This is a genomic window from Microbispora catharanthi, from assembly GCF_006334915.2.
GTDB classification, from domain to species: Bacteria; Actinomycetota; Actinomycetes; order Streptosporangiales; family Streptosporangiaceae; genus Microbispora; species Microbispora catharanthi.
Genome location: NZ_VDMA02000041.1, coordinates 1 through 26800, shown reverse-complemented (window position 1 = coordinate 26800; position 26800 = coordinate 1). Strand labels below are relative to the sequence as shown.

The following is a 26800-nucleotide window of genomic DNA, read 5'->3' as shown; positions in this document are numbered from 1 at the left end:
CGGTTCAGCCGAGCGTGGGGACCAGGTGGACGAGGTCGGCGAGGCCGTCGGCGACGAGGTCGGCCCGGGCGGCGTCCGGGCGCTCGGAGTGCAGGTAGCCCCACGGCCCCCGGCGCAGCAGGGCCGTCCGCATCCCGGCCCGTGCGGCCGGCAGGACGTCGTTGTCGAGGCGGTCGCCGACGTACAGGATCTGCCCGGGCTCATGGCCGCAGACCGCCGCGACCTTGGCGAAGAACGCGGGATCCGGCTTCTCCACTCCCCATCCCGCCGAGGTGTGGATGCCGTCCACCGGCAGGTCCATCGCGACCAGCGCGTCGTACGCCTGGGGCGGCTGGTTGCCCGCCACCACCAGGTCGTAGCCGGCCTCCCGCAGGGCCGCGAGGCCGGGCCGCACGTCCGGGTAGAGGTCGTCGGCGTCGAAGTTCTCGCGCAGCCCGCCGGCGTCCTCGCGCCGCCACGCCTCCATCTCGGCGTCGAGGTCGATCCCCGGCCTGATCAGCTCGAACGCCTCCCGGTGGCTCCGGTCGAGCGCCGCCATGCCGCCGAGCACCCCCATGAAGGTCAGGCGCGGCACGCCCAGCCGGTCGGCCCACCGGGACCAGATCCGGGTCTCGTCGATGAGCGTCTCCCCCACGTCGAACACGAGCGCCCGGACCATGACCGCCTCTCCCCTTCGTCCTGTTACGGCAGCCACTCTATGGTGTGCCGTAACATCGCCGAACGTGAGCGAGACTCGGTATGCCCTGAACGGCATGGTGTGCACGGTCGATCATCTGGCCTCGGCGGCGGGCGTCGCCATGCTCGACGAAGGCGGCAACGCCGTGGACGCCGCCATCGCCGCCAACGCCGTACTGGCGGTCACCGCCCCGCACATGTGCGGTCTCGGCGGTGACCTGTTCGCCCTCGTCCACGACGGAACCGTGAGCGCGCTCAACGCCTCGGGGCGGGCGGGCTCGGGCGCCGATCCCGGCCGGCTGCGGGCGGAGGGCCTCGGCCGGATGCCCCACCTGTACGACATCCGCTCGGTCCCGGTGCCCGGCTGCGCCGACGGGTGGCTGGCGCTGCACGAGCGGTACGCCCGTCTGCCGCTCGCCGGCCTGCTGGCCCCCGCGATCCGCCTCGCGGCGGAGGGCTTCCCCGCCTCGCCGCTGCTCGCCCCGGGCGGGGAGTTCATCGGCTCGCTGCCCGGAGCCGGGGACTTCGCGGCCGCCCGCCGCGCCGGGGACGTGATCCGCAGGCCCGGCGTCGCCAGGGCCCTCACCGCGCTCGGCGAGGGCGGCCGTGCGGCGTTCTACCAGGGCGAGTTCGGCAAGGGCCTGCTGGAGCTGGGCGGCGGCGAGTACACCGAGGAGGACCTGGCCCGGCCGAACGCCGACTGGGTGGAGCCGCTGAGCGCCGAGGTGTTCGGGCACCGGATCTGGACCGTTCCGCCGAACTCCCAGGGCTACCTGCTCCTGCTGGCCCTGGAGATCCTCGCCGAGCTCGGCACGCCCGCCGACCCGGCCGACCCGCGCTGGGCCCACCTGCTGGTGGAGTCGGCGAGGGCGGCCGGGCACGACCGGCTCGACGTCCTCCACGAGGCCGCCGCCGCGCCGCTCGGCACGGCCGCCGCCCGCCGCGCGCTGGTCGACCCCGAGCGGCGCTCCCCCCTGCCCGACGCTCCCGCCGGGCCGGGCGACACGACGTACCTGTGCGTGGTCGACGGGGACGGCATGGGCGTCTCGCTCATCCAGTCGAACGCGTCGGGCTTCGGCAGCCTGCTCTTCGAGCCCAGCACCGGGATCAACCTGCACAACCGCGGCATCGGCTTCTCGCTCACGCCCGGCCATCCCGCGGAGTACGGCCCGGGCCGCCGTCCGCCCCACACGCTGTGCCCGGCGCTGGTCACCCGGCCGGACGGGACGCTGCGCACGGTCCTCGGCACGATGGGCGGGGACGCGCAGCCGCAGATCCTGTTGCAGCTGGTCACCCGCCTGCTCGCGCACGGCCAGACGCCCGGCGAGGCGATCGCCGCGCCGCGCTGGGCGCTCGGCAGCGGCACCGGCTTCGACACCTGGCGGTCCGCCCCCGTCGTGGAGGTCGAGGAGGGCGCGCCGTGGGCGGACGGCCTGCGCGAGCGCGGGCACGCCGTCGAGACGGTGGAGTGGGGCTCCAACTTCGGCCACGCCCACCTGATCGACCTGCTCCCGTCGGGCGTGCTCGCCGGGGCGGCCGACCCCCGCGCGCTGATCGGCGCCGCCCTGGGTCGCTGAACGCGGACCCGGCCGCCCAGATCGGCAGCACAGATCAGCAGCACAGGTCACCCGGCCCGGGCGGCGGACTCGACCTGCTGCATGGCCTTGCGGATGCGCTTCTCGGAGACCGGGGTGGGCGTGCCGAGCTGCTGGGCGAAGAAGCTCACCCGCAGCTCCTCGATCATCCATCGGACGTCCCGTACGGCCTTGGCGTCCCGCTCGGCGGGCTTCAGCCGGTCGAGCAGGTCTCGGTACTCGTCCTCGACGTCGTGCACGCGGTGCATCCACTCACGGTCGCGGTGGGGGTCGTCCGGGAGCTTGTCGAGCCGGCGCTCGACCGCCCGCAGGTAACGGTGCACGTCCGGCAGCCGGTCGTAGCCCGTCTCGGTGACGAACCCGTCGTGCACCAGCCCGTCGAGCTGGTCGGCGATGTCGGCCCTGAGATCGGCCACGCCGCCGCCCAGCGCGCCGAGCCGGTTCTGCGCGGCGTGCCAGGCCGCCAGGACGCGCTCCACACGCGAGACGACCTCCTCGGTCGTCTCGAACAGCGAGGCGCGCACGTGGTCGCGCAGCCGCTCGAACCCGGCCTCGTCCCAGACGGGCCCGCCCGCCTCCGCCATCAGCGTGTCGGCGGCGCACGCGGTGCAGTCGTCGAACAGGGCGGCGGCCCCGCCGTGCGGGCTGCGGCTGAGCGCGAGCTTCTGCGCGGTGGTCAGGGTCCGCAGGATGGCCTTGGCCGGGTTGACCACGTTGAGCAGCAGCAGCCTCCTGGTGCCCGCCCACATGGCCCTGTCGCGCTCGCGCTCGGTCTCGAACATCCGGACCGCGACGCTCGTGCCCTCGTCCACCAGAGCCGGGTAGGCCCGCATCCTGCCCTGCTCGAACACCTTCGGCAGCGTGCCGATCGTCCAACCGTGCAGGCCGTCGCGTTCGAGGTCGTCGGCGGCCTTCGACAGCGTGGCGCGCAGCTTCGGCGCGAGCCGCCGTTTGAGCGCCTCCAGGTCCTTGTCCTCGCCCACCGTACGCTTGCGGTCGTCGATCACCCGGTAGGTGATCCGCAGGTGGGCGGGAAGCTGGTCGAGGGCCCACGCGTCGCGCGGCACCTCCACCCCGGTCAGCGCCCGCAGCTCGCGCTCCAGCGCGCCGAGGATCGGCTCGCCGCCGGGCCGTACGCGTTCCAGCACGGCCTTGGCGTAGTTGGGGGCGGGCACGAAGTTGCGGCGCAGGTTCTTCGGCAGCGACCGGATGAGCGCGGTGACGAGGTCCTCGCGCAGGCCGGGGATCTGCCAGTCGAAGCCGGTCGGGTCGACCTGGTTGAGCACGGCCAGCGGGATGTGGACGGTCACGCCGTCGGCCTCGCCCGTCTCCACCGCGCCGGGCTCGAAGCGGTAGGTCAGGCGCATCCGCTGGCCGTTCTGCCGCCAGGCGTCGGGATAGTCCCTGGCGCTGACCCCGGCGCTGTCGTTGACCAGCATCTCCGGCGAGAACGTCAGCAGCTCGGGCGTCTCCCGCGACGCCTTCTTCCACCAGCTGTCGAAGTGCCTGCCCGAGACCACGTCGGCCGGGATCCGCTGGTCGTAGAAGTCGAACAGCGTCTCGTCGTCCACGAGGATGTCGCGGCGGCGGGCCTTCTCCTCCAACTGCTCGACCTCCTCGAGCAGCTTGCGGTTCTCGTGGAAGAACTTGTGGTGGGTGCGCCAGTCGCCGTCGACCAGCGCGTGCCGGATGAACAGCTCACGGCTCAGCTCGGGGTCGATGCGGCCGTAGTTGACCTTCCGCTCGGTCACGATCGGCACGCCGTACAGCGTGACCTTCTCCAGCGCGACGACGGCGGCCTGGTCCTTCTCCCAGTGCGGCTCGCTGTAGGTGCGCTTGACCAGGTGCTGCGCGAGTGGCTCGATCCAGCCGGGCTCGATCTTGGCGTTGACCCGGGCCCACAGCCGGGAGGTCTCCACCAGCTCGGCCGACATCACCCACTGCGGCTGGGCCTTGGCCAGGGCCGAGCCGGGGAAGATCGCGAAGCGGGCGTTGCGGGCGCCGATGTACTCCGTGATCGGCCTGCGGCCGTCCTGCCTGCGCTTCTCGACGACGTCCTTGACCCCGATGTGCGACAGCAGGCCGGCCAGCAGCGACTGGTGGATCCGCTGGGGGTCGGCGGGCACGCTGTTGGGCACGATGCCCAGCGTCTTGGCCACCTGGCGGAGCTGGCTGTCGATGTCCTGCCACTCGCGCACACGCAGGTAGTTGAGGTATTCGGCCTTGCACAGCCGCCGGAACGCGCTCGACGACAGCTCCTTCTGCCTGTCGCGGAGGTGGTTCCAGAGGTTGAGGTAGGTCAGGAAGTCGGACTCCTTGTCGGCGAAGCGTCGGTGCTTCTCGTCGGCCGCCTGCTGCTTGTCGGCCGGCCGCTCGCGCGGGTCCTGGATCGACAGCGCGGCCGCGACGATCATCACTTCACGGGCGCAGCCGTTCTTGTCCGCCTCCAGCACCATCCGGGCGAGGCGGGGGTCGACCGGAAGCTGGGCCAGCTTGCGCCCGAGCGGCGTGAGCTGGGTGCCCTTCCCCGCCTCCCGGCCCGCGGCCTTGTCCTCGAGGGCGCCGAGCTCGAGCAGCAGGTTGACGCCGTCCCTGACCTGACGGCTGTCCGGCGGCTCCACGAACGGGAACGCCGCGATGTCGCCCAGGCCCAGCGAGGTCATCTGCAGGATGACGCTCGCCAGGTTCGTACGGAGGATCTCGGGGTCGGTGAACTCCGGCCGGGAGAGGAAGTCCTCCTCGGAGTAGAGCCTGATGCACACGCCGTCCGACGTACGGCCGCAGCGGCCCTTGCGCTGGTTGGCCGACGCCTGGGAGATCGGCTCGATCGGCAGCCGCTGGACCTTCAGCCGGTGGCTGTAGCGGGAGATCCGCGCCGTGCCCGGATCGACCACGTACTTGATGCCGGGTACGGTCAGCGAGGTCTCGGCGACGTTGGTGGCCAGCACGATCCGCCGGCCCCGGTGGGACTGGAAGACCCGGTGCTGCTCGGCTGCCGACAGCCGCGCGTACAGCGGGAGGACCTCCTCGGGACGGCCCTTGAGCGCGTCGGCGGTGTCGCGGATCTCCCGCTCGCCGCTGAGGAAGACCAGGATGTCGCCCGGCCCCTCGGCGCACAGCTCGTCCACGGCGTCGACGATGGCCTGGGTCTGGTCGTCGTCCTCGTCGACGGGACGGTAGCGCACCTCCACCGGATAGGTGCGTCCGGACACCTCGATCACGGGCGCCGGCTCCCCGCCCGGTCGGGCGAAGTGCCGGGCGAACCGCTCGGGGTCGATGGTCGCGGAGGTGATGACCACCTTGAGGTCGGGCCGCTTGGGGAGGAGCTGCTTGAGATAGCCGAGGATGAAGTCGATGTTGAGGCTGCGCTCGTGCGCCTCGTCGATGATCAGCGTGTCGTACTGCAGCAGCAGCGGGTCGGTCTGCATCTCGGCGAGCAGGATGCCGTCGGTCATCAGTTTGACCAGCGTCCCGTCGCTGGAGTGGTCGGTGAAACGGACCTTGTAGCCGACCGCCTCCCCCAGCTCGATCGACAGCTCCTCGGCGATGCGCTCGGCGACCGTGCGGGCGGCGATGCGGCGCGGCTGGGTGTGGCCGATGACCCCGTGGACCCCCCGGCCGAGCTCCAAGCAGATCTTGGGGATCTGGGTGGTCTTCCCCGAGCCGGTCTCACCGGCCACGATCACGACCTGATGGTCCCTGATCGCTGTGAGCAGGTCGTCCTTGTGCCGGCTGACCGGCAGCTCGGGAGGGTAGCTGAGGGCGGGAAGGGCCGCGCGGCGCGCGGCCACGCGGCGTTCCGCGGCCTCCACGTCCCCCGCGATCTCCTGGACGACGGACTGGCGGGCGGCGCGGTCGCGGACCCGGCGCATGCCGTCGAGACGGCGGCGCAGCCTGCGCTGGTCGCGCAGCATCAGGTCGGGGAGGCGGGCCTGGAGATCGGCGAGCGTGTTCATTCCATGCTCAAGGATAGGCAACACCCCCCGCCGATCTGCCAGCCGTTTTCCGGCGGCCCTTTCCGGCGGTGTCAGCGGCGGCGCGACGGCTGATACTTGTACCCCACGTTGCGCACGGTCACGATCCGGCCCGCGTGCCGGCCCAGCTTGCGGCGCAGCCGCAGGACGTGCACGTCGACCGTACGGCCGCCCTCGTCGTCGTACCGGTCCCAGACGGCGGCCATGAGCTGGCGGCGGTTGTAGACCCGGCCTGGGGCCGAGCTGAGGTAGTCGAGCAGCTCGAACTCGCGGAAGGTCAGCTCGATCTCCTCGCCGTCGGCCCGGGCCACCCGCGCGGCCCGGTCCAGGACCAGCTCCTCCTCGGCGGGGGCCGCCCGCCGCTGCAGGGCGGCGGCCGGCGGCTCCGGCGCGTCCGCCGCGACCGCGGCGGGCACCAGGTAGCCCACGATCATCAGCACGGCGCCGGTCTCCGGCACCGGCAGCACGCCGAGCACGGACCCCTGCCCGAGGTCGGGGGGCTCGTGGCCCTGCTCGCGCCTGCGCTCCACAAAGTCGATCACGTTCTGGTGGGACATGCCCCTCTCCTTGCCTCGTGGCGTACCGGACGGTGGTGACCGCGGTCGTCAACAGGCGGCGGCGCAGACGCGCAGCAGGTCGATGTGCCGGCGCTGGGTCAACCTCCCCGAGGAACTCATGGGATCATCATGGCAGCCATATTACCCGCTGTCCAGGTAGGAATAAGGCACTTATAGCGCTCAGGGGATGCGCGCGGCCCCCGCGGCGGCCATCGCCGCGCCGATGATCCCGGCCTCGTTCCGCAGCACGGCGGGCACCACCGGGGTGTCCCCGAGATCGACGTACGGGAGGAACCTGTCGGCCTTCTTGCTCACGCCCCCGCCGACGACTATCAGGGTGGGCGACAGCAGGTCGCGCATGTGCCTGAGGTACTCCTCCACGCGCCGGCCCCACTTGTCCCAGCCCAGGTCCTCCTCCTCGCGCACCCGGTCGGAGGCGCGGTGCTCGGCCTCCTTGCCGCGAATCTCGATGTGGCCGAACTCGGTGTTGGGCACCAGCGTGCCGTCCACGAAGAGCGCGCTGCCGATGCCGGTGCCGAAGGTCAGCATGAGCACGACCCCGTGCCGGTTCCGCCCCGCGCCGAAGGTCATCTCGGCGACGCCGGCCGCGTCCGCGTCGTTGAGCACGACCGTCTGCTCGCCGAACAGGTCGGCGCCCTTCACGCCGATCCACGACTTGTCCACGTTGGCCGCCGTCCTGACGACCCCGTCCAGGACCACGCCGGGGAAGGTGACGCCCATCGGGCCGGTCCAGGAGAAGTGCCCCGCGATCTCGCGTACGGCCTGGGCGACGGCCCCCGGCGCGGCGGGCCGCGGCGTCGGGATGCGCAGGCGCTCCCGGGTGAGCACGCCGGCGGCCGTGTCCACCGTGGCGCCCTTGATCCCGGAACCGCCGACGTCGATGCCCAGAACTTCCATGACTACCCTCCTGGTCCGGCTGGACGGCTACCCAGCCGTCCCCGCCTCATGCGCGGTCGCGAGTATCGCACGGCGTCATGGGACCGGCCGGGTTACGGGAGGACAGGCCGGGTACGCCCCGAATCGGGGCAAATCACCACAAGGGGGACACGCATGATCAGGACACTCCACAAGATGGGACTGCGCTCCAATCACATGTACAGCGCCGCTCTGGGATCGATCGGCATGTCGATCGCCTCATGGGTCGTCTCGAACAAGTACGAGGCGGCCGGCATAGAGCGCGCCGACCGCTGGGCGTTGTTCGTCGGCGAGTGGGCGCCGACCTTCTTCGCGATGGGGGTCGCCCTGCGAATGGAGGAGATGGCCCAGGAGAAGGGGCAGGAGACCCCCGAGTGGCAGGAGCAGAGCAGCGACATCCGCCGCCCCACCCGCGCCGGCGTGTAGCGAGGGCGGGCAAGGGCTTCCACGAGCGGCCCGGAGGGACCGGACGGCCCCTCCGGGCCGCTGCGCGACCACCTCCCGGCCGTTGCGGGAGGCGTCAGGCCACGGCCCGCAGGCGCTCGTGCGCCCAGTCCTCGAAGGTCGTGAGCGGGATGCCGAGGGCCCGCGCGTACTCCGGGCGGGCGGGCTGACCGACCACGTTGAGGAATTCGTGTGCGGCGACGCCGTAGCCCGGCATCCCCGCGGCGACCGCCTCCTCCACCGTCATGTCGGGCGCGGGCAGCTCGGTGCGCAGAGCCCGGGAGAGGACCGCGGCGATCTCTTTCATCGGCCGGTGGTCACTGGCCAGTTCCAGTTCGACGCCGTGGAACCGCTCCGGTGCCGCGAAGGCCGCGGCGGCCGCCGCGCCGATGTCGTGGACCGCGACGAGGGAGAGCCGGGTGCCGGGCTTCAGCACGGTCACGATGCCCCCCTCGACGCCGCGGGGAAGCAGGTACGCCGCGGACGGGAGGAAGTTCTCCATGAAGAAGCCCGGCTTGATGATCGTCCAGTGCGTGAAGCCCGCCTCACGCACGCGATCCTGGGCGGCGGCCTTGGCGGCGAGGGCGGGCTCCAGCGACGCCCAGCGGCCTTCGGCCCAGCCGGGGGCCTCGGTGTGCCGCCCCGCGCCGGTGACGGACGTGTGCACGAACTGCGGCACGCCCGCGGCCAGCGCGCCCTCGACCAGGTTGACGGCCTGGACCAGCTCGCCCTCGAAGTCGAAGGCGCCTGCCCGCAACGGCGGCATCTGCACCGAGAAGACGGCCCGGGCTCCTCGTGCGGCCCTGATCACCGAGTCACGGTCGCGGAGGTCGCCGGTGACCAGCTCGGCGCCGAGTGCTTCGACCGCCCTCGCTCGTTCGGTCTCGGGGTCGCGGACCAGTGCCCGGACAGGGACGCCGTTAGTGAGCAGGGCACGGGCGGTGGCGCCCCCCTGCTGGCCGGTGGCGCCGGTGACCAGAACGGGTGCGGAATCGATTGCCATGAGGCCCTCCTGAGACGAGCGAATAAACGGCGGGGCCCGCCGTTTATGCTTCGGTACAATACGGCGGACCCCGCCACTTAGCAACCGATGAGGTGACACCATGCCCGTCCAGCGTGCGGACGCCCGGCGCAACTACGCGCGCCTGCTCGCCGTGGCCAAGGAGGCGATCGCCACAGAGGGCCCCGACGCGTCCCTGGAGCAGATCGCCCGCACCGCGGGAGTCGGATCAGCCACGGTGCGCCGGCACTTCCCCAATCGGCAGTCGCTGCTGGAGGCGGTCTTCCGCGAGCGGGTCGAAACCCTGTGCGCGCACGCCCGCGAGCTGACCGGCAGGGCCGACACCCGGGCCGCGCTGCTGGAATGGCTGAGCGCCGTCCTCGCGGACGCCGCGACCATCCGCGGGCTGGCCACCGCGCTGACCCGCGACCGGGCGGCCGGCCCCGACGCGGCGCAGGAGCACTGCTGCTCGGCGCAGCTCAATGAGGCGGGCGACCCGCTGGTGCGCCGCGCCGCGGATGACGGCGCGCTGGCGCCGGGCGTGACCACCGGCGACCTGCTCGCCCTGATCACCGGTATCGCCCTCGCCACGGAACACCACCCGGATCCCGCCGCCGACGCGCAGCGACTGCTCGGCCTGTCCATGGCGGGAGTCAGCCCCGGTCAGGGGTGATGGAAATCGGCACGCGGCGCCTCCGTTAGGCTCGGCGCGCGTGACCCCCGATCCCGCCGCCGTCGCGCGCTGGCTGCGCACGCGGCCCGCCCGCGGGGCCGGCATCCACGTCCTGGCCGTCGAGGGACGCTCGGGTGCGGGCAAGTCGACGCTGGCCGCCGCCGTGGCCGCGGCGCTCACCGCGCCGGTCGTCCGCATGGACGACCTGTACGACGGCTGGGACGGCCTGCAGGCCGGGGTGGACGCCTTGCTGGAGTGGGTGCTGCGTCCCCTGGGCCGCGGGGGCCGGGCACGCTGGCGGCGCTACGACTGGACGCGGGGCCGGTACGCCGAATGGCACGAGATCGCCGGGGCGGACGCCGTCGTGATCGAGGGCGTGGGCAGCGGCGCACGCGAGGCGGGGCCTTTCCTCAGCGGGCTGGTGTGGCTGGAGGCCGGTGAGGAGGTCCGCCGGGCGCGGGCGCTCGAACGCGACGGCGAGCTGTACGCGCCCCACTGGCGGCGATGGGCCGAGCAGGAGGAGCGGTACTACGCCCGCCATGACGTGCGCTCCCGGGCCGACCTCATCATCGTCACCGGCTGAGGCGCGTCAGGAACGGACCCGCACGCCGACCTCGTCGAGCCGCGTCAGCAGGTCGGCGGGATCGGCGTACACACGGAAGGCGCCGGTGCGCTCCAGCGGGCGCACCGAGCCGGGCGGCTCCGGGTATCCGGGTAGTCGAATCCTGCGTCCATCGTGGCCGTTCTCACCCGGGGACCCGCGGGGCCGGGCCGACGGCCGCCGAAGCCGTCCCGCCGCCGCTCAGCCCAGGCCGGCGCGGTACTCCTCGTCGGTCACCGGCCCGTGCCAGTGCGTCTTGCCGCTCGCCGTGACGGCGATGTGCACCAGCGTGTCGTCGTCGGCGGCGCCGTGCCAGTGCTTCTCGCCCGGCTGCACGTGGACCCAGTCGCCCGGCCCGATGAGCGTGCCCTCGGTCTCGCCCCAGCGCGTCACCACCCCGCGTCCCGACAGCACGTACAGCGCCTGTTCCCCGTCGTGGGTGTGCCAGCCCGAGCGGGCCTGCGGCTCGTAGGAGAAACGCTGGGCGCGCAGGCCGTCCGGCTCCACCTCCTTCAGCGCCTCCGCCTCCCACACGCCGTCGGTGAACCTGTCAGGTCCCGGCCGGGTGGCCTTGATCTCGCCTTCTCGTACGAACCTCATCACGCGCTCCTTTCGCCGCGGGCCGGTCGCGTCATGCCGGCACCGCCCGCACCCATCCACGATCCCCGCCGGGGAAGCCCTCCATCGTGAGCCCGGCCTCGCGCAGCAACTCCTCGAACCGGTCGTCCGTGCGGCGCCTGCTGACGAACGTGTGCGTCCATCGCCGGTCCCCCACGACGTACTCCATCGTCGCTTCGAGCAGATCCGGCTCGGGCCGGCTCACGTCCGTCATCCGGCTCACCCGTCCGTCGCCGCGCCTCTCCCACGGCCCCACCGTGTCGTACCACTCGGGCGGCTGGCGCTGGAGGATCACGCACCCGTCGGGGGCGACGTGGCGGCGGCAGGTCCGCAGGAACGCCCGGCACAGGTCGTCGTCGGCGGTGTCGATCACGTATGACATCAGCAGGACCACGTCGAACATCCGGGGCAGCGACAGGTCCTGGATGCGGGACAGGACCGTCTCCGCCCCGTGGATGCGCGCGAGCATCTCGGGCGACTCGTCCACGGCGACCACCTCGTGGCCGAGCGCGAGGAGGGCGTGGGTGATCCGGCCCACCCCCGCGCCGAGTTCGAGGATCGCCGCACCCTCCGGTATCGCGGCGTGGACGATCTCGGGTTCGCCGGCGGGCGTGAGCGTCGCGTAGTAGTCGACCGCGCACCCGTCCGGAGTGATCGGGCCGGGACCGGTGCCCTGATAGAGCCGTTCTGGAAGCATGATCACCATCCTGCATCAGGGGGCCGGACAGCGGCCCAGCCGAGGCGATTTGTCTGATTTCTGTCGGGTATTTCTTTCATGATGAGTCTTGCCGGACGGAGGTGACAGGCATGAGCGTTCCGATGAGACGGGAGTCCAGAGGTCTCGTTCCCGACCTGTTCGACCTGCTGGAGGCGCCGATGGCCGCGCTCCGGCCGATGGCCGGGCAGCAGATGCGGCTTGAGGACTACGTGAAGGACGACCGGTACGTGCTGCGCGCCGAACTGCCCGGAATCGACCCGGACAAGGACGTGGAGATCAGCGTGTCGAACGGTGTGCTGACCATCCATGCCGAACGGCGCCACGAGGAGCGGCAGGCGCACCGCACCGAGTTCCGGTACGGAGCCTTCACCCGGTCGGTCGTGCTGCCGCCGAACGCGGACGAGAACGACGTGAAGGCGACCTATGACAAGGGACTCCTCGAGGTGAGCGTGCGGCTCGCCGAGGAGCGGGAGGAGCGCAGGCGAATCCCGATCGAGAAGCCGGGAGCCGGGCAGCAGCAGCAGAGCTGAGGGCGCCCACGCCGGGCCCGTCCGCACCGCGCGGACGGGCCCGAGCTCGCCGCAGCTCACTCAGGACCAGCGGCTCAGGGCAGGCTCAGGGCGCCGACGGGGACCGTACGACGGCGACCGGGCACTCGGCGTGGTGCAACGCTCCCCGGCTGACCGAGCCGAGCATCGCCGAGCCCAGCGCGCCCCGGCCATGGGAGCCGACCACGAGCAGGTCGGCGCCGCGTGACGCCTGGACGAGCGCGTCGACCGGATGCCCGTAGGCGATCTCCTCGCGCACCGGCACCTCGGGATACCGCCTCCGCGGGTCCGCCAGCTTCTCCCGCGTCACGCGCTGACGGGCCTCGCGCACCTCCTCCACGTCATAGGTGATCTCGGGCGCGAGCGGATGGGCGGGCAACTGCCAGGCGTGCACGGCGCGCAGCGCGTCGCCGTGCACCCTGGCCTGTTCGAAGGCGTACGCCAGGGCGGGCTCGCATTCGGGCGAGTCGTCCACGCCCACGGCGACCTCCCCCCTCTCGCCGCTCCACCCGGGCCGTACGACGACGACCGGGCAGGGGGCGTGCCCGGCGACGTGGGTGCTGACCGAGCCGACGACGATGCCGGCGAAGCCGCCGAGTCCCCTGCTGCCGAGCACGATCTCGACGGCCTCCTTGGCCTTGTCCCGCAGGACGCGGGAGGGGATGCCCTCGATGATCTCCGTACTGATCTTCACGTCCGGCTGCCGCTCGCGGGCCACGGCCTCCGCGGCGGACAGCGCCCGCTCGGCGTGCGCGGTGAGTGGGTCGCCGCCCGAGGCGGGGAACTTCGGGATGCCGTACGCCCAGTGGTCCACGACGGAGACGAAGCGCAGCGGGCAGCCGCGGCGGGCGGCGTCGTCCGCGGCCCACCGCACGGCGGCCGTCGCGGCGGGCGAACCGTCGGTGCCGACGATGATCGTGCCGGGCATGGGCGCTCCTTCCTTCCTCACTGGCCTTTCCGACCTGGAACCTCCTCCATGTCACCACCGGCGGCCGCGCCCCTCCAGGGTCGTAGGTCCTCGGCCCGGGGCCGGTGCCGGGGCCGCGCGGCCGGGAGGGATGCTGGAGTCCTGGAGGTGGTCCGACATGGAATCGAAGCGCTGGACCGTCGAGATCTTCGTGAACGAGGACGACAACGACGACGTCACCACCGCGACCGCCGTGCTCTACACGCCCGCGGGACGACGCCACGAGAGCGTCGGCCGAGCCCGCCGCAACCCGTCCGACCGGCCCGTGCCCGAGATCGGCGACGAACTGGCGGCCGGACGGGCCCTCGCCGACCTGGGGGCGAAACTCATCGGGGACGGCGCGGAGGACGTGGCCCAGCTCGCCGGTCCGGCCTACGAGTCGTACTGAGACCCCGGCCCGTTCTCCGGCGGCGATGCCGGCGGCGGCATCTGCGTGCCTGAGGCCGGAGCGCCGGGGACGGGCCCGGCAGCGGAGCCGGCGCCCGGGGGCTGCGCCCGAGCCCCCGGGAGTCCGCGCAGCACGTCCTCATTCCACGGCGTCCTCATTCCACGGCGTCCTCATTCCGCGGGGTCGGCCGGGTCGTCGCCGAGGAGCCCCGCGGCCCGCATCTCCTCCCTCAGCCAGGCCATGGCGGCCTGCTCGCCTCCGACCGGGCCGGTCCCGGCCGTCGGCGTGCCGTTCGCCGCACGGGGACCTGCCGGGACGTCGCCCGCGGCGCCGCCGGGCGTCCGGCCCCCGCCGGGCCCGGTGACATACGGCCGGGCCGCGCGCGCTCCCCCTCGCTTGCCCCGTGTCCCCGCCCCGCCGGGCGCTCCGCCCTGGTCGGCCGGCGGGACGCCGCCGCCGGTCGCCGTGGCGCGCCCGCGCGGGCCGCCGGTGACGAGACCGCCGGGCACCGGCCCGTTGGCCGTCGTGCCCGCGCCGCACGCCGCCTGCGCGGCCATGCCGGGCTGCACTGCCATGCCGGGCTGCGCCCCCGGGCCCGCCTGGCCGCCATGGCCCGCATGCCCGGCCTCGCCGCCCGGTCCCCAGGCCGCCGACGCGAGCAGTCCCGCGCCGGTCATCTCGGCGGTGAGCTGCCCGAGCAGCGTGTCGGCCTCGACCGGTTCGGGCGTGATCTGCGCGAGGGCGGGCGCGAGAGCGCGCAGCGCGTTCGGCATCCCCGCGCCGGTGCGGTGGAGGTCGCCGAGGTTCAGCGGGACGCAACTCGATTTGATGATGTGGAAGAGGTGATCGACCCGCCGCGCGTCCCGTCCGCTGAAGGGGCCCCGGAAGTCGCCGTGGTGGGCGAGCACCAGGGCCGCGAGGCCGGCCACATGCGGCGCGGCCATGGAGGTGCCGTCCAGTGCGGCGTACCCGTCCGGAGGGACGGCCGACAGGACGGCCACGCCCGGGGCGCACACGTCGACCTCGGGGCCGTGGCAGGTGAAGCGCGGCGAGAAGTAGCCGTCGCCGGTCATCGGCCCGTGGATCTCGGCCTCGTGGGCGGTGCCGGGCGGGAACGCGTCGGCCTTGCCGACGGCCGCGACGGTCAGCACGCCGGGCAGGATGCCGGGGAAGCCGACCGGTCCTCCGTCGTTGCCGCCGGCCACCACGCACGCCACCCCCGCCTGGCGCGCCTGCTCGATCTTCGCGGCGACGAGCGGGGAGTGGTGCCTGCTGGCCAGACTCAGGTTGACGACGTCGATCCGCTGCTCGATGCAGTAATCGAGCGCCTCGATGAGGTCGCTGAACCGCCCGCCCGGGAAGATCTTGCAGGCGTGCACCTCGGCCTCGACCGCGAAGCCGACGACACCGCGGCCGTCGTCGGCGCCCGAGACGACAGCCGCGCAGTGGGAGCCGTGGTAGGCGGCGTCGACGGACCAGCCGTCCGGCTCGCCGCCGACGAGGTCGACGCCGGCGCGGACGCGGTCACGCAGGTCGGGGTGCCGAACGTCGGCCCCGGAGTCGATGATCGCGACCCTGACCCCCGCGCCGCGCAGCGTGGGCGGCAGGCGGTCGAGGTTCATCGCCTGCTGGCCCCAGCCGAAGACCTGCTTGCCGGGGAAACCGCTGAAGGTCTCCGACAGTGGCATCGGCTCGATCAGGTTGTCCCGGATCGTGGACAGGGCGGGGCGGTCGATGTGGACGCTCCAGTAGCCGGAGCGCGGCCGGACGGTCACCCCGGTGATCGACTCCGGGGTCTCCCCCACCATCGTGACCACCGCGCGGCCGTCGGCCCCGGTGGACGTCTGGGCCGGCCAGCCGTGCCCGGTCACCAGGACGCTCGCGCCGGGCAGCGGCGTGCCGTCCGCGTCCCTGACCAGGAAGGCGAACGTGCTCTCCACGCCCGGCGGCACCACCGCCGGTGCGGGCCGCCGCCTGCGCGGCGGCTGGGGCACGTCGCTGTAGCTGAGCAGCCGGTCGCGCTCGAAGTAGAGCTGCGGATACTGCCGCCGCAGCGCCTCGACGTGCTCGGCGGTCGTCTCCGCCACGACCACAGCGGGGAACCCGGGTGCCTGAGCCCCCGGGTTCCCCGCCGTTCCCCGCAGGCGGCGCAGCACGCGCACCTCGGGGTCGTCCTCCAGCAGCCTGCGCACCGTGTCGCCGTCGAGAGCCGGCGCGGCTGCTCCCGGCGCCGCCGGGTGCGGCTGGGGCATCGCGGCCACCATGTAGCGCCGCGGCCGGGACTCCACCGGCTGCGGCGCCTGGCGGGACGCCTGCCGCCCCCGCGGGGACGCCGGGCGCGGCTCCTCGCTTCCGTCCTTGGGCTTGTCGTTATTGGTCACAACGTCTCCGACTCTCCCCAGCTCAGGCTGGTGTGGCCGGCCGCGCCCCGTACGGCGCGGCGGGCAGTTCAGGCTCTGTCATCACATTTCGCCGGTCTCGGGACGGCGGGGGCCCGGACCGGCCGCCGACCGGTCCGGGCCACCGAGGTGATCACGTCACAGCAGTGGAACCGTGGGCCGTCCAGGGGTGACGGCGCCGAGCGCGAACTGGATCTGCGCCAGGCACGCGTCGTACCGCCCGGCCCGGTACAGCTGTACCGCCTGCACCAGCAGCGGGATGATCCCCGCGACCTGGGGCGCCTGCGGGAGTGACGCCTGCAGCCAGCCGTACAGCCGCTGGAGCGTCACGGCGCAGTGCGCCTGCAGCGGCGCGACCGGCGCCGGATGCCCCGTCGCGACTCCCACGGCCGGGGGCGTCACCTGACCCATCCCGGGACCCATCGACTCCACGGTGTTCCTCCGATCAGAGTGCGGCACCGGCCGGCACCGGGACCTGCTGAGCGGCCTGCTGGTGCAGGTGGCCGTACGGCTGGCCGTAGGCCTGGCCGTAGACCTGCGACAGCGGCTGCATGGTCAGCGGGACCTGCTGCCCGTACGCCCCGTGGATGGAGGGGGCGCCGAACTGAAGGGCCTGCTGGCCGGGGTGCTGCGCGTACGCCTGGGTGGCGTACGGCTGGCCGTAAACCTGCGGGATCTGCTGGGCCTGGGCCTGGATGGCCTGGAGGGCCTGCAGAACCTGCGGCGGAAGCATCTGCTGCTGAACCTGCTGCTGGATCTGCTCCCGGACCTGGTGCTGGTAGAGCACGCCCTCCAGCATCTGGCGGGCCGCGGGAGCGCCGTAACGCACGCTGCACCGCGCGACCTTGGTCCAGAAGGTCACCGGGCTCACCAGGTGCTCCTGCGGGAGGATGTGCTCCTCCTGCTGGATCATCGCCAGCGGCGACAGCTGCTGCTGCATCGCCGGGATCTGCTGACCGAGCTGCTGCAGGGGCGAGATCTGGTGCTGAGCGCCGTACCCCAGCGTGGTCGCCATGGACGTGGGGTTCATAGCCGTGAACGTCATATTCACTCCTTCGGAGCCAGTAGGTCCGGCCCATCGCCGATGTGATTACATCGCGTGACAGATCGGTCGCACAACGTTATAGGCGTAATGAGTGGATAAGGCCGACTTGACACTCGGGCTCGGTGACGCAACGCACCGCGCGGGTCATACTCCCGCTTGGAGGTGTCGGCATGACGCAGAGCGCTGAGCGGCGTACCTGGTTACATGGATCGTTCCTCGACCTGCTCCCGGTGCGGGCGCGTGAGGAACTCCTCCGCCTCGGCTCCCTGCTGACGTATCCGAGCCGACATATGCTGATCCGGGAGGGCGACCCCGGCCACGCGGTCTACCTGCTGGTCGACGCGCTGGTAAAGGTCACGGCATCCACGGAGAACGGCTCCAGGACGCTCCTGTCGATCCGGGCGAGCGGCGACATCGTGGGCGAGATGGCCGCGCTGACGGATCACCCGCGCATGGCTACGGTGACCACCTGTAGGCGATCTCTTGTCTGCGTGCTGAAGGGGCCCGTCTTCACGGCCTATCTTGCCCGCATCCCCGAGTCCGCCGCGGCTCTCAGCCAGGTCACGATCGATCGTTTGCGGTTCGCCGACCGGCGGCGCCTCGACTTCGCGGGATACGAGGCCGACATCTGTCTGGCCCGGATCCTGGTCGATCTCGCCGTACGGCACGGGCGGCCCCGCCGCGAGGGCATCGACATCGGAGTGCCCGTCACCCAGTCCGAACTGGGCGAGCTCATCGGAATCAAGGAACGCACGGTGCAGAAGGCGATGCACGACCTCTCCGCACGCGGTCTCGTGCTGCAACGGCACCGGGGCGTAATCATCAGGAACCTCGACGGCCTGACCGACTTTGCCGACCTGCGACTCCAATCGCCCGGCTGAAAGCCGCATCAATGCGGGCTGCGAGAAGCCCGCCGGAGTCATCGTGGTGCGGCCGACACAGACCAGCCAGGAGGCACGATGACTCACCCTCCCATGCCCACCTCTCATGCGATGATCGCGGTGGACATCGAGAAGTACAGTGGGCGCAACGACCAGCAGCAACTTCACCTTCAGGAAGCCCTCATCCGGGTGCTTGACACCGCCGCGTCCGAGGCCGGTCTCGACAGGTCGACGTGGACCGAGCGTCAGCCCCAAGGGGACGGCGAGTTCTCCTGGCTCCCGCCCCACGCGCACCTCGGCGTGCTCGTCGGCGGCTTCGTCCGTGAACTGGACGGGCAACTCGGCCTGTACAACCGGCGCCACGCCGGTCCGTTCTGGACGCGCATGCGCCTGCGCATGGCCGTCCACTTCGGCCCCGTCCATCTGGGCGCCGCCAACGGGGTCGCCGGCCGCCACGCCGTACAACAGGCCCGGCTCCTCGACTCCGCCCCAGTGAGGCGGGCCCTCGACGCCTGCCCGGCCGCAGACCTGGCTCTGATCGTCTCCGATCGGGTGTACGACGACTACATCAGCCAGGGACTGGGCGAGCCACATGCCTATCGGCCCGTCCAGGTGCGGGTCAAGGAGCACTCCTGCACGGCGTACCTGCACGTGCCGGGACATGACATCGGCACGCTCAGCGTCCTGGATGCCTTCGTCCCTGAAGCGCCCGGCACATCGCAAGTGCCTCGCCCGGCGACGGAGACCAGCCATGGCGAGGAGGATCGGCGCACCCCCTTCATCGTCCACGGTGACCAGATCGGCGGGGCCTCGCACCGGGCCGACGGCCACGGGATTGTGAACGCCCCCGGCCGGGACCAGATCATAGGTAACTGGCGCGAGGGGCACTGATGGCGGAGCAAGAAGCCCCGGCCATCGAACCGACACCCGGCGAGAAGGAGCGCGGACCGGACGGTGGCGCGGAGCAGAACACCCAGCGTGACCTGCATGAGGAGCTCAGCGAGCAGAAGCGGCAGAGTCGCATCTCCGCGCAGAACCTCGACGCGCTTTACGCCGACACCGTTATCGGCGGCGACGACATCGGAGGTGCCTCGCACCGGGCGACCGACGGCGGAACGGTCAACGCGGCAGGACGCGACCAGTACTTCTTCGGCGTGACCGCGGAGGACAGGGCCGTGTTCACTGTGGCCGTGTCGGCACGCGAGGTCGGCGTCATCCGGCGCTGTCACGTCCCGACCAAGTCGTACGGCGAACTGCTCGCGCGTCTCGACAGCGAGCATGTGCTGCTGCTGCGCGGTGAGCGACGGGCCGGGCAGCCGACCACCGCCCTGGCCGCCCTCGCACGCTGGAGCGGTGACGACGGCCGTCTCGCCTGGCTGCAGATGAGCGGGAACCCTCTCCACCTCGCTCCGGGCGACCTGCGCGAGGCGACTGGATATCTGCTCCAGGTCGGCGACGATGCGACCTGGAACGGTCGCCCCGACCAGATGCTTGGGCACCTCCGGAGGACGGCCGAACGAGCCCGCGCCCGCGTCGTCGTCCTGGCCAGCCCCGAGTTCCCCGAACATGACTGGGCCGTCGACCACGAGCCGCCACCGATGGATCAGATTTTCGTCAACTGGCTGGCTCACGAGTTACACGAGGGCGGCGAGGCCCATCCCCAGGAGTGGGCCAGCAAGACGGCGGCCGACGAACTGGTCCGGGAGACGCTGGCGGGCTACCGGTGCCCCCGCAAGGCGCGAGAGCTCGCCCTGCGGGTGGCCAGAGGGTTGCTGGAAGACCGATCGCTCGACGAGATTTTGGACAGCCTGCCCGAGCAGCGGCGCCGGAAAGCGCAGGACCTCCTCGCGGTGGAGACTCCCCGCAGGGCACGCTGCTTCATGATCGCCAGTGCGGTGTTGCGTGGAGCGCCATCGGCCGTCGTGGCCGCCCAGACCGTGAAGCTGGCCACGCTGATCGAGGAGGAGCTGGCTCGGCAGACGACGATTGAGCAACCGCCCCAGCCGCACGTCTGGGAGCAGCTCAGCGACTGGCTCGGCTTTGCGGAGATCACTCTGCTGTCACCCAGACGAGGCGGAGATGGGCAGGTTGTCGACTTCCCCGATCCGAGCATGGCCGGAACCGTCCTCCGCGTGGTCTGGGAGGAACAGCCCACGATTCACGAGCCCCTGCTCACCTGGCTAGGCGAGCTGACCGAGGACAAGGATCCTGGCGTCCAGATGCGGGCGGCCCAAGCAATCGGTCTGCTGGCGACCTACGACTTCCCAGCCATCCAGCGACGTTTTCTGAGCGCATGGTGCCAGAGCGAGCGGTACCTGACCCACGAGCTGGCGGCCTGGACCTTGGGCTCGGCGGCCAAGGACCCCGATCTGACCGCGCGTGTCTTCGAGTGCCTAGGGCGCTGGGCCCGAGGCAGCCGCAAAGAACAGTCCGTCGTCATCCGGGCCCTCGGGTCGTGGCTGGGCGCCTACTGGGTCGATGAGGCGCTCCGGGCCCTCGCCACCATCGCGAAGACCAATGCGCGGGCTTTTCCACAGCGTGTCGCCCTCTCTATCGCGCAAATCCACCAACTCGGGAGCAACAGAGCGTCCCATCGGAGCGGTGTCGGCGATGTCCCCGACAACACCAGGAGGATCATCGCCGCCCTCGCCCAATGGTCGGCCCAAAGCGATCTACCTGGCCTCACAAGCGCCGCGGCTCTCGCGTTCGTGCGGATGCTCGCCCCTCCCGAAGGGGCCAAGGTCCTCGATCTCGCAGCGGATCCCGGCGCGGCCGTCGACCTAGTCGCTCTCTGGCGACACATCCTGGACCTGGCCGTCACCAAGGACACCGGGGCCGCTCTCACACCGGAGGCGTGGAGCGTGCTGGGCGACTGGCTCGCGACGTGGGAGACGGACGCCGGGGTCCGCGGCGTCCTCTCCGAGGTCCTCACCAGGCCGCCCGTCGACGTCCGGGCACCCCTGTTGTTTCACCTCCGGCTCTGGCACCGGACCGGAGAGATCGACGCCGGGCTCGCGGGCCGGCTCGCCGAGCTCGTCGAAGGGAGTTGAGCATCATGTGGCTCATCCGTTACAGCATGCCCACTACTGGTGAGGAGACCGCGGAGGATGTGAACGAGCTCTCGTTCACCGCCCCGGCGCGAGGAGACGTCTTCGACTTCGACGTCACGGTCTCCCTCGCGTGGTCCGCTGTGGGCCGGCGCTGGCAGGCAGGTCCCGACGCGGCCGAGCGCGACCACGTCCAGGGACGCGTTCGCGCCGAGACTCGTGCGATCGCGCGGAGGCACTCGCCGTACCAATCCGAGGACGCCGAACGTGAGGTGAACAGCGTCCTCGACGATTTCCTCGGCCGGCTGTCGCGACATGACAGGCGTGTGATCCTGCGGTGGACGGCACGGGCCGAGGTAAGGCCCTCTGAAGAGGTGCGCCAGTTGCTCCGAGACCGCGCACGCCGCCTCTATCAGGTCGACTGCGAGGTCGCGGAGGCGAAGCGCCGCGCGGAGACCGCCGAGGAGGTGCGCCTCGCCTGGGAGCGTTTCCTGGCCGGGGCCCGCAGGAGCGACCTGACGAGGTACGCCGTGAGACTGGCCGAGCAGCCCCAAGCCAAGGCGGCGATCATTGCGGAGATGCTCGACAAGGGCGAGGACACCGCCGCCCACTTCATCGACAAACTCGACAAGCTGGTGAGCTCTCATCGGCAGGGCGACGTCTACGAACTCATCGTCGGCAGTGAGAGCGCTCTGCGGAGCGCGATGACCGCGCTCGGATTGGCGGTGCCGCCCCTTGACCCCGACCCGCTGCTGCCGAGCGGCTTCGGTCAGCCGTAGAGCGCTCCCAGCGCAAGCCACAGCAGGGTGGAGACGAGCATGAGGGCCGTCCACGGCAGCGCTCGTCCCACCCTGCGGTGCTTCTCACGGCTCAGTTCGGCCAGCGTGCTCACGAGGAGCCATGCCTCCCGTTCCTGCTGCGCGACGCTCACCCCCGACGATCCACTTCGAGGACCGGCCAGGCCGAACCTGTTCGGCCCGCCAGGTCCGCCCAGGCGAGGACGCAAGCCCTGGACGAGGTGATAGCCGGCGACGAGGAACCCCGCGACATAGAGCGCGACCAGAACAACGGCGACCACGCCCAGTGCGATAGGCGCTCCCGGTGCTCGCAGGCTGGCCAACGCCCCCATCTGTGTGGCCGCCACGGCCGCTGCCCCGAGGTGCACGGTGGTGACGGTAGTGACCTTGGCGTCGGCATGCTGCACGTAACCCTGGAAGGTGCCGACCGTGGTGAGCGCCACGGTCAGCGCCTCGACGGCAGTCATTTCGTTCCTGCGCCTGCCCATACGAACCCTCCTGTTCGCCTTCTTGGAGTGAATCGCCGATGCGGAGGTGGAGGACCGCACCAGTGCGGGTTCGACACCGACACCTCTCTTTGCCTTGACAAAATAGTTTGTCGGAGGCCATCCTTGAGGTATGAAAGACGTGGCGGTGATCGAGGATCCGGCGGCGGCGGAGGCCTCCCTGGATCCGATGCGGGCGCGGTTGCTCGCCGAGCTGACGGAGCCCAGCTCGGCGACCATGCTGGCAGCCAAGGTGGGGCTGCCGAGGCAGAAGGTGAACTACCATCTCAAGACCCTGGAGCGGCACGGCCTCGTGGAGCTGGTCGAGGAGCGCCGCAAGGGCAACGTCAACGAGCGGGTCATGCGGGCGACGGCGGCGTCGTTCGTGATCTCTCCCGCCGCGCTGGCGTCGGTCGCGCCCGATCCGTCACGCGCACCCGACCGGCTGTCGGCGCGGTGGCTGCTGGCGCTCGCCGCCCAGCTCGTACGCGACGTGGGCACGCTGATCGTCGGAGCGTCCCAGGCACGCAAGAAGCTCGCGACGTTCGCCATCGACGGCCGGGTGCGCTTCGCCTCGGCCGCCGACCGGGCCGCGTTCGCCGAGGAGCTGTCGGCCGCCGTCGCCGCGCTCGTGAGCAAATACCACGACGATTCGGCCGAAGGCGGGCGCGAGCACCGTCTGGTCGTCGCCGTTCATCCCGCCGTCCCCCGGACGGCCGACATAGAGGAGCGCTGAAGCGTGCCCCACGAGTTCGAACTGCGCAAGGAAATCGAGCTGGACGCGACCCCCGAGCAGGTCTGGGACGCGATCGCCACCGGCCCCGGCATCGACTCCTGGTTCATGGGACGCACCGAGATCGAGCCCGTCGAGGGCGGCCGCGGCCGGTTCACCATGTTCGGCAACAGCGAGGGCTCCACCGTGACCGGGTACGAGCCCGGCAAGCGGTTCGCGTACCGCGGTGACGAGAACCCCGACGGCACGTTCATGGCGATGGAGTACCTCATCGAGGGACGCGACCACGGCAGCACGGTCCTGCGCCTGGTCCAGCACGGCTTCCTCGGCGACGACTGGGAGACCGAGTTCGAGGCGATGGGCGTCGGCTGGGACATGTACCTGCACAAGCTCGCGCAGTACCTCACGTACTTCCGCGGGCGCCCGGCCACGGTCGTGTCCGCCGTGCGCCCCCAGGCGGCCGAGAACGCGCCGGCCTGGGCGGCGATCAAGGACGCGCTGGGCCTGCCCGCCACGGTCCGGCTGGGCGACCCCGTGCGGCTCGCGGTGGACGGGCTGGCGCCGGAGGACGGGGTGGTCGACTACACCGGCTTCCCGACCTTCCTCGGCCTGCGGACCGCCGACGGGCTCTACCGGTTCATCCACTCCGGTCCGCAGCGGGGCAACGTGGTGGTCCTCGGGCACCACGTCTTCGCCGAGGACGCCGACCAGGAGCACGTCGAGGCCGCCTGGCGGTCCTGGCTCTCCCGGCTCTTCCCCTGACCCTCCCCGCGAAAACGCACGTCCGAACTCCTGACCACGAAGGGCATGACGATGACGAACACCCCTGACCTCGAATACACCATCACCCGCGTCCTCGACGCTCCCCGCGAGGCCGTCTTCGAGGCGTGGACCGAGCCGGAGCGCTTCAGCGAGTGGTTCGGCCCGCACGGTTTCACCACCCCGGTCTCGCTGATCACCATGGACCTGCGGCCCGGCGGCGAGTGGAGCGCGTGCCTCGTGTCGCCGGACGGCGCCAAGGCCCCTCTCGGCGGGGTCTACCGGGAGATCGCGGCGCCCGAGCGGCTGGTGTTCACCACCGGCGACCCGGACAACCAGGAGGGGGCCGTGGCCTCGGTCGCGACCGTCACGCTCACCGACCTCGGGGACCGCACGGAGATGAGCTTCAAGCAGGAGGGCTACAACACCGACGAGGCGCACGCCGAGGCCGCGAAGGCGGGCTGGCTCCAGTTCTTCGACCGGCTCGCCGAGCACCTCGCCTGAAATCTCCCAGGCCGTACGCCGCACCCCTCGGGGACGCGGCGTACGGCCTTGGCCGTGCGGGCTCCGGATGGCACGCCCGTCAGGCCCAGATGGCGCAAGGGATGCCGTCGGAGAAGACCTCGGGAGGATCGGGCAGGGGCCGCGCCTCCCCGGACACCACCCGCAGGGCCGTCCAGGCGGCGGCGCCCGCGTCGAGCACGTCGTCCACCCCCGCCATCGCCCCGGCCCTGCCGAGGTCGCCCGCCAGCACGACACCCGCCGCCGCCAGCAGTTCACGCCGCCGCTCCGCGCCCGCCCACGTCGTCTTCGGATGCGGCACAGGCGCCCCGGCGAGCCGGGCGAAGCTCAGCTCGGGGTGGACCTCCACGACGCGCCTGCCCGCCTCCCGCACCCAGCGCTCGACCTCCAGCAGCTTCTCCTTGAGCCCGAACGCCTGGCGGGAGACGCCCTCGCCGGCCAGGCGGCGGTTGACGGCCACGGCCGAGGCGTAGTCGTCCGCCTCGAGCGCGGCGCGCACCGGTGTCATGAACACCGACCGCCACCGGGGGCCGAGCTCCGCGCGGGCCAGCACGTCGGCCCGGCGGCGGGTCCGGCCCTGAGGGTCGCCGGAGTGAGCATCGGGGTAGGGATCCGGCAGGCCGATCGGCATGTCCACCGCCACAACGTCGACCTCGCCGTCCGCGTCCGCCAGGGCGACCAGGTCCGCGACGCGGGGCGCGAAGTAGGCGCGCGCCGCACCCCCGTCCCGGGAGCCGGCGGGCGGGACCACCCCGATCCAGCCCGCCCTGCACGCGTCGACACCGAGCACACGAGCATCCTTCACAGGACCATGCTCAGCCCTGGCGGGGGACGACGTGGCCGAAGCGGAACAGGTTCGCCGGGTCGTAGACCTCGCGCAGCTTCGCCAGCCGCCGCAGCGTCTCCTCCGGCCAGGCCCGGGAGATCTGCTCGGGGGCCAGGGCGCCGCCCTGGAAGTTGATCAGCGCGCCCCCGGTCGACCAGGGCGCGAGGGCCTCGACCACGGCCCGTACGGCCGCGGGGACGGCCGTGTCCATCAGCTCGGGCACCGGCGCACCGATGGCGAGCAGCGTGAAGGCGGCGTCGCGCCCGCCCACGGCGTTGGGCTCCTTGGGCCGACGGGCGAGCGCGCCGCCGAGCTGACGGAGCTCGACCACGGCCAGCGGAACCCGCGCGGCCGGGCCGGCGACCGCGAGCAGCGCCTCGACGGTCTCCGCCGTCAGCTCACGCAGCAGCGCGCCCCGCTCCGCCACCGGCATGGGCTGGGTCGGGTCCTGGTGGATGGAGTCGATCGCCGCGTACGGCAGGGGCCCGACGGCGTCGAGCACCGGCTCGGCCACGGCCCGCATCGGGGCCAGCAGCGCCTCGGCCTCCTGCCCGTCCCCCACGTGGGCGACCCGCAGGTGGACGACGAACCTGCCGCTGAGCTGCGGCGGCAGCTCGGGCAGCGGGGGCAGGCGCAGCAGCGCGACCGAGGTGGTGGTGGTCTCCGGCAGCGTGCCGGCCCAGCTCCGGTAGGCGTGCAGGACCCGCCCGGCGTCCTCGGCGGCGTAGAACAGGCCGCCGCCGTACAGGCCGGTGAGCGGCAGCAGGTCCACGGTGATCGAGGTGACGACGCCGAATCCGGCCTTGCCGCCGCGCAGCGCCCAGAACAGGTCGGGCTCGCGGACCGCGTCGGCGGTGCGCACCACGCCGTCCCCGGTGACGACGGTGAGCTCCCGCACGTGGTCGGCCGCGAACCCGAAGGTCCGCGCGATCGGCCCGATGCCGCCGCCGAGCGTGAAGCCGACCACGCCGACGCCGGTCGCCGAGCCGCACAGCGGGGCCAGGCCGTACGGCGCCGCGGCGGTGACGACCTCACCCCACGTGCAACCGGCCGCGATCGTCGCGGTGCGGGCGGAGGGGTCCACCACGACCTCCCGCATCGCACGGGTGCTGACCAGGACCGCGCCGTCGGCCGCCTGCACGGCGCCGTGGCCGGTCGACTGCACGGCCACGGGCAGCCCGTGCGCGGCGGCGAGCCGTACGGCCGCGGCCACGTCGCCGGCGTCCCGCGCCGCGACGATCACGGCGGGCCGGTGGCGCACGGCGAGGTTGAACCCGGCGGCCTCCTCCTCGAACCCGTCCTGTCCCGGAAGCAGGACCCGGCCGGCGACCTGTCCCCGCAGCGCGTCTTCGATGGTGCTGTGCATGTCCGTCCTTCGGATGTCGTCGTCTGTGACGGGGACAGTTGTCGCAGCCGGGTCTTGGTGTTCTCTTGCACCTTCCGGACCGGGGTTCGGCGGGGCGTTTGAAAGGGTTCCTAGAGACGCACTAGGGCGCGTATCGGGTTGTGATCAAGGGGTGGTCCGGGTGAGGTCTTTGATCCAGATCATCGCAGCGCGGAGGTGGAGGCCGGCGAGGTAGCTCGCAGGAGTCTTGTCGTAGCGGGTGGCGAT

General features: G+C 72.1%; 27 protein-coding genes. 13 read left to right on the top strand and 14 right to left on the bottom strand.

Annotation, left to right across the window (positions count from 1 at the left end; translation table 11 throughout):
- Positions 1-4: 4 nt before the first annotated feature.
- A complete protein-coding gene (locus FH610_RS41185) occupies positions 5-658 on the bottom strand; it encodes an HAD family hydrolase (RefSeq protein WP_139580673.1) in 654 nt (217 codons plus the stop codon).
- Positions 659-722: 64 nt separating this feature from the next.
- Here FH610_RS41185 and FH610_RS41180 point away from each other — a divergent pair, with 64 nt between their 5' ends.
- The gene (locus FH610_RS41180) at positions 723-2252 is read left to right on the top strand and encodes a gamma-glutamyltransferase family protein (protein WP_139580672.1); all 1530 of its coding nucleotides are present in this window, start codon (positions 723-725) and stop codon (positions 2250-2252) included.
- A 47-nt stretch (positions 2253-2299) separates the two neighbouring features.
- On the opposite strand, the gene hrpA is transcribed toward FH610_RS41180, so the two are convergent.
- The 3 genes from hrpA to ppgK form a co-directional block, all read right to left on the bottom strand.
- Positions 2300-6226 carry an ATP-dependent RNA helicase HrpA gene (gene hrpA / locus FH610_RS41175; RefSeq protein WP_139580671.1) on the bottom strand — a complete coding sequence of 1309 codons (3927 nt, stop codon included), beginning with the start codon at positions 6224-6226 and terminating at the stop codon, positions 2300-2302.
- A 71-nt stretch (positions 6227-6297) separates the two neighbouring features.
- Positions 6298-6801, bottom strand: a complete 504-nt coding sequence (locus tag FH610_RS45420) for a winged helix-turn-helix domain-containing protein (RefSeq protein ID WP_139580670.1) — start codon at positions 6799-6801, stop codon at positions 6298-6300.
- A gap of 180 nt (positions 6802-6981) precedes the next feature.
- Complete coding sequence (gene ppgK / locus FH610_RS41165; RefSeq protein WP_139580669.1) at positions 6982-7719, bottom strand: polyphosphate--glucose phosphotransferase; 738 nt, start codon at positions 7717-7719, stop codon at positions 6982-6984.
- A 153-nt stretch (positions 7720-7872) separates the two neighbouring features.
- Here ppgK and FH610_RS41160 point away from each other — a divergent pair, with 153 nt between their 5' ends.
- Complete coding sequence (locus FH610_RS41160; protein WP_139580668.1) at positions 7873-8163, top strand: hypothetical protein; 291 nt, start codon at positions 7873-7875, stop codon at positions 8161-8163.
- 94 nt (positions 8164-8257) lie between these two features.
- Here the strand turns inward: FH610_RS41160 and FH610_RS41155 are convergent, their stop codons facing one another.
- The gene (locus FH610_RS41155) at positions 8258-9184 is read right to left on the bottom strand and encodes an NmrA family NAD(P)-binding protein (protein WP_139580667.1); all 927 of its coding nucleotides are present in this window, start codon (positions 9182-9184) and stop codon (positions 8258-8260) included.
- Positions 9185-9284: 100 nt separating this feature from the next.
- Between FH610_RS41155 and FH610_RS41150 the strand changes: the two genes are divergently transcribed.
- Both FH610_RS41150 and FH610_RS41145 read left to right on the top strand, forming a co-directional pair.
- A complete protein-coding gene (locus tag FH610_RS41150) occupies positions 9285-9854 on the top strand; it encodes a TetR/AcrR family transcriptional regulator (protein ID WP_139580666.1) in 570 nt (189 codons plus the stop codon).
- Between the two features lie 40 nt (positions 9855-9894).
- A complete protein-coding gene (locus FH610_RS41145) occupies positions 9895-10437 on the top strand; it encodes a nucleoside/nucleotide kinase family protein (RefSeq protein WP_205826422.1) in 543 nt (180 codons plus the stop codon).
- Positions 10438-10656: 219 nt separating this feature from the next.
- Here the strand turns inward: FH610_RS41145 and FH610_RS41135 are convergent, their stop codons facing one another.
- Positions 10657-11055 (bottom strand): cupin domain-containing protein, encoded by a 399-nt coding sequence (locus FH610_RS41135; RefSeq protein ID WP_139580665.1) that lies wholly within the window; start codon positions 11053-11055, stop codon positions 10657-10659.
- Positions 11056-11086: 31 nt separating this feature from the next.
- Entirely contained in the window at positions 11087-11770 is a 684-nt protein-coding gene (locus FH610_RS41130) for a class I SAM-dependent methyltransferase (RefSeq protein WP_205826421.1), read from the bottom strand.
- Positions 11771-11880: 110 nt separating this feature from the next.
- On the opposite strand from FH610_RS41130, the gene FH610_RS41125 reads away from it, so the two are divergent.
- Positions 11881-12321: an Hsp20/alpha crystallin family protein gene (locus tag FH610_RS41125; protein WP_139580663.1), complete on the top strand. Its 441-nt coding sequence runs from the start codon at positions 11881-11883 to the stop codon at positions 12319-12321.
- A gap of 85 nt (positions 12322-12406) precedes the next feature.
- On the opposite strand, the gene FH610_RS41120 is transcribed toward FH610_RS41125, so the two are convergent.
- Positions 12407-13267, bottom strand: coding sequence for a universal stress protein (locus FH610_RS41120; RefSeq protein ID WP_139580662.1), 861 nt, complete (start codon positions 13265-13267; stop codon positions 12407-12409).
- Positions 13268-13424: 157 nt separating this feature from the next.
- On the opposite strand from FH610_RS41120, the gene FH610_RS41115 reads away from it, so the two are divergent.
- Positions 13425-13694: a DUF1876 domain-containing protein gene (locus FH610_RS41115; protein WP_139580661.1), complete on the top strand. Its 270-nt coding sequence runs from the start codon at positions 13425-13427 to the stop codon at positions 13692-13694.
- A 170-nt stretch (positions 13695-13864) separates the two neighbouring features.
- On the opposite strand, the gene FH610_RS41110 is transcribed toward FH610_RS41115, so the two are convergent.
- The 3 genes from FH610_RS41110 to FH610_RS41100 all read right to left on the bottom strand — a co-directional run bounded on the left by FH610_RS41110 (position 13865) and on the right by FH610_RS41100 (position 17138).
- Positions 13865-16075 carry a S8 family serine peptidase gene (locus FH610_RS41110; protein WP_139580660.1) on the bottom strand — a complete coding sequence of 737 codons (2211 nt, stop codon included), beginning with the start codon at positions 16073-16075 and terminating at the stop codon, positions 13865-13867.
- 156 nt (positions 16076-16231) lie between these two features.
- A complete protein-coding gene (locus tag FH610_RS41105; RefSeq protein WP_139580659.1) occupies positions 16232-16516 on the bottom strand; it encodes a hypothetical protein in 285 nt (94 codons plus the stop codon).
- Positions 16517-16538: 22 nt separating this feature from the next.
- Positions 16539-17138 (bottom strand): hypothetical protein, encoded by a 600-nt coding sequence (locus tag FH610_RS41100; RefSeq protein WP_139580658.1) that lies wholly within the window; start codon positions 17136-17138, stop codon positions 16539-16541.
- A gap of 170 nt (positions 17139-17308) precedes the next feature.
- Between FH610_RS41100 and FH610_RS41095 the strand changes: the two genes are divergently transcribed.
- The 4 genes from FH610_RS41095 (at position 17309) to FH610_RS41080 (ending at position 21845) form a co-directional block, all read left to right on the top strand.
- A complete protein-coding gene (locus FH610_RS41095; RefSeq protein ID WP_139580657.1) occupies positions 17309-18019 on the top strand; it encodes a Crp/Fnr family transcriptional regulator in 711 nt (236 codons plus the stop codon).
- Between the two features lie 78 nt (positions 18020-18097).
- Positions 18098-18910, top strand: a complete 813-nt coding sequence (locus FH610_RS41090) for a hypothetical protein (RefSeq protein ID WP_139580656.1) — start codon at positions 18098-18100, stop codon at positions 18908-18910.
- Positions 18910-21069, top strand: coding sequence for a hypothetical protein (locus FH610_RS41085; RefSeq protein WP_139580655.1), 2160 nt, complete (start codon positions 18910-18912; stop codon positions 21067-21069). Before FH610_RS41090 ends, FH610_RS41085 begins: the two co-directional genes overlap by 1 nt.
- A gap of 5 nt (positions 21070-21074) precedes the next feature.
- A complete protein-coding gene (locus FH610_RS41080; RefSeq protein ID WP_139580654.1) occupies positions 21075-21845 on the top strand; it encodes a hypothetical protein in 771 nt (256 codons plus the stop codon).
- On the opposite strand, the gene FH610_RS41075 is transcribed toward FH610_RS41080, so the two are convergent.
- Complete coding sequence (locus tag FH610_RS41075) at positions 21836-22330, bottom strand: Pycsar system effector family protein (RefSeq protein ID WP_139580653.1); 495 nt, start codon at positions 22328-22330, stop codon at positions 21836-21838. The genes FH610_RS41080 and FH610_RS41075 overlap by 10 nt on opposite strands.
- 151 nt (positions 22331-22481) lie before the next feature.
- Here FH610_RS41075 and FH610_RS41070 point away from each other — a divergent pair, with 151 nt between their 5' ends.
- The 3 genes from FH610_RS41070 to FH610_RS41060 are packed head-to-tail and all read left to right on the top strand — an operon-like array spanning position 22482 to position 24344.
- On the top strand, positions 22482-23084 hold the full coding sequence (locus FH610_RS41070; RefSeq protein WP_205826420.1) for an ArsR/SmtB family transcription factor: 603 nt from the start codon (positions 22482-22484) through the stop codon (positions 23082-23084).
- A gap of 3 nt (positions 23085-23087) precedes the next feature.
- Entirely contained in the window at positions 23088-23843 is a 756-nt protein-coding gene (locus tag FH610_RS41065; protein ID WP_139580652.1) for an SRPBCC family protein, read from the top strand.
- 51 nt (positions 23844-23894) lie between these two features.
- Positions 23895-24344 carry an SRPBCC family protein gene (locus FH610_RS41060; RefSeq protein ID WP_240809502.1) on the top strand — a complete coding sequence of 150 codons (450 nt, stop codon included), beginning with the start codon at positions 23895-23897 and terminating at the stop codon, positions 24342-24344.
- Positions 24345-24423: 79 nt separating this feature from the next.
- On the opposite strand, the gene FH610_RS41055 is transcribed toward FH610_RS41060, so the two are convergent.
- Positions 24424-25167, bottom strand: coding sequence for a DUF429 domain-containing protein (locus FH610_RS41055; RefSeq protein WP_139580650.1), 744 nt, complete (start codon positions 25165-25167; stop codon positions 24424-24426).
- A gap of 10 nt (positions 25168-25177) precedes the next feature.
- A complete protein-coding gene (locus FH610_RS41050; RefSeq protein WP_139580649.1) occupies positions 25178-26554 on the bottom strand; it encodes an FAD-binding oxidoreductase in 1377 nt (458 codons plus the stop codon).
- Positions 26555-26800: the final 246 nt, after the last annotated feature.

What these genes read in the sequence shown, in the direction of transcription:
- FH610_RS41100 (WP_139580658.1), bottom strand. Translation starts at nt 17,138, where the DNA reads ATGACGTTCACGGCTATGAACCCCACGTCCATGGCGACCACGCTGGGG.
- FH610_RS41075 (WP_139580653.1), bottom strand. Translation starts at nt 22,330, where the DNA reads ATGACTGCCGTCGAGGCGCTGACCGTGGCGCTCACCACGGTCGGCACC.
- FH610_RS41115 (WP_139580661.1), top strand. Translation starts at nt 13,425, where the DNA reads ATGGAATCGAAGCGCTGGACCGTCGAGATCTTCGTGAACGAGGACGAC.
- FH610_RS41160 (WP_139580668.1), top strand. Translation starts at nt 7,873, where the DNA reads ATGATCAGGACACTCCACAAGATGGGACTGCGCTCCAATCACATGTAC.
- FH610_RS41085 (WP_139580655.1), top strand. Translation starts at nt 18,910, where the DNA reads ATGGCGGAGCAAGAAGCCCCGGCCATCGAACCGACACCCGGCGAGAAG.
- FH610_RS41070 (WP_205826420.1), top strand. Translation starts at nt 22,482, where the DNA reads ATGAAAGACGTGGCGGTGATCGAGGATCCGGCGGCGGCGGAGGCCTCC.
- FH610_RS41135 (WP_139580665.1), bottom strand. Translation starts at nt 11,055, where the DNA reads ATGAGGTTCGTACGAGAAGGCGAGATCAAGGCCACCCGGCCGGGACCT.
- FH610_RS41095 (WP_139580657.1), top strand. Translation starts at nt 17,309, where the DNA reads ATGACGCAGAGCGCTGAGCGGCGTACCTGGTTACATGGATCGTTCCTC.
- hrpA (WP_139580671.1), bottom strand. Translation starts at nt 6,226, where the DNA reads ATGAACACGCTCGCCGATCTCCAGGCCCGCCTCCCCGACCTGATGCTG.
- FH610_RS41060 (WP_240809502.1), top strand. Translation starts at nt 23,895, where the DNA reads ATGACGAACACCCCTGACCTCGAATACACCATCACCCGCGTCCTCGAC.
- FH610_RS41130 (WP_205826421.1), bottom strand. Translation starts at nt 11,770, where the DNA reads ATGCTTCCAGAACGGCTCTATCAGGGCACCGGTCCCGGCCCGATCACT.
- FH610_RS45420 (WP_139580670.1), bottom strand. Translation starts at nt 6,801, where the DNA reads ATGTCCCACCAGAACGTGATCGACTTTGTGGAGCGCAGGCGCGAGCAG.
- FH610_RS41050 (WP_139580649.1), bottom strand. Translation starts at nt 26,554, where the DNA reads ATGCACAGCACCATCGAAGACGCGCTGCGGGGACAGGTCGCCGGCCGG.
- FH610_RS41155 (WP_139580667.1), bottom strand. Translation starts at nt 9,184, where the DNA reads ATGGCAATCGATTCCGCACCCGTTCTGGTCACCGGCGCCACCGGCCAG.
- FH610_RS41105 (WP_139580659.1), bottom strand. Translation starts at nt 16,516, where the DNA reads ATGGGTCCCGGGATGGGTCAGGTGACGCCCCCGGCCGTGGGAGTCGCG.
- FH610_RS41125 (WP_139580663.1), top strand. Translation starts at nt 11,881, where the DNA reads ATGAGCGTTCCGATGAGACGGGAGTCCAGAGGTCTCGTTCCCGACCTG.
- FH610_RS41090 (WP_139580656.1), top strand. Translation starts at nt 18,098, where the DNA reads ATGACTCACCCTCCCATGCCCACCTCTCATGCGATGATCGCGGTGGAC.
- FH610_RS41080 (WP_139580654.1), top strand. Translation starts at nt 21,075, where the DNA reads ATGTGGCTCATCCGTTACAGCATGCCCACTACTGGTGAGGAGACCGCG.
- FH610_RS41150 (WP_139580666.1), top strand. Translation starts at nt 9,285, where the DNA reads ATGCCCGTCCAGCGTGCGGACGCCCGGCGCAACTACGCGCGCCTGCTC.
- FH610_RS41120 (WP_139580662.1), bottom strand. Translation starts at nt 13,267, where the DNA reads ATGCCCGGCACGATCATCGTCGGCACCGACGGTTCGCCCGCCGCGACG.
- FH610_RS41185 (WP_139580673.1), bottom strand. Translation starts at nt 658, where the DNA reads ATGGTCCGGGCGCTCGTGTTCGACGTGGGGGAGACGCTCATCGACGAG.
- ppgK (WP_139580669.1), bottom strand. Translation starts at nt 7,719, where the DNA reads ATGGAAGTTCTGGGCATCGACGTCGGCGGTTCCGGGATCAAGGGCGCC.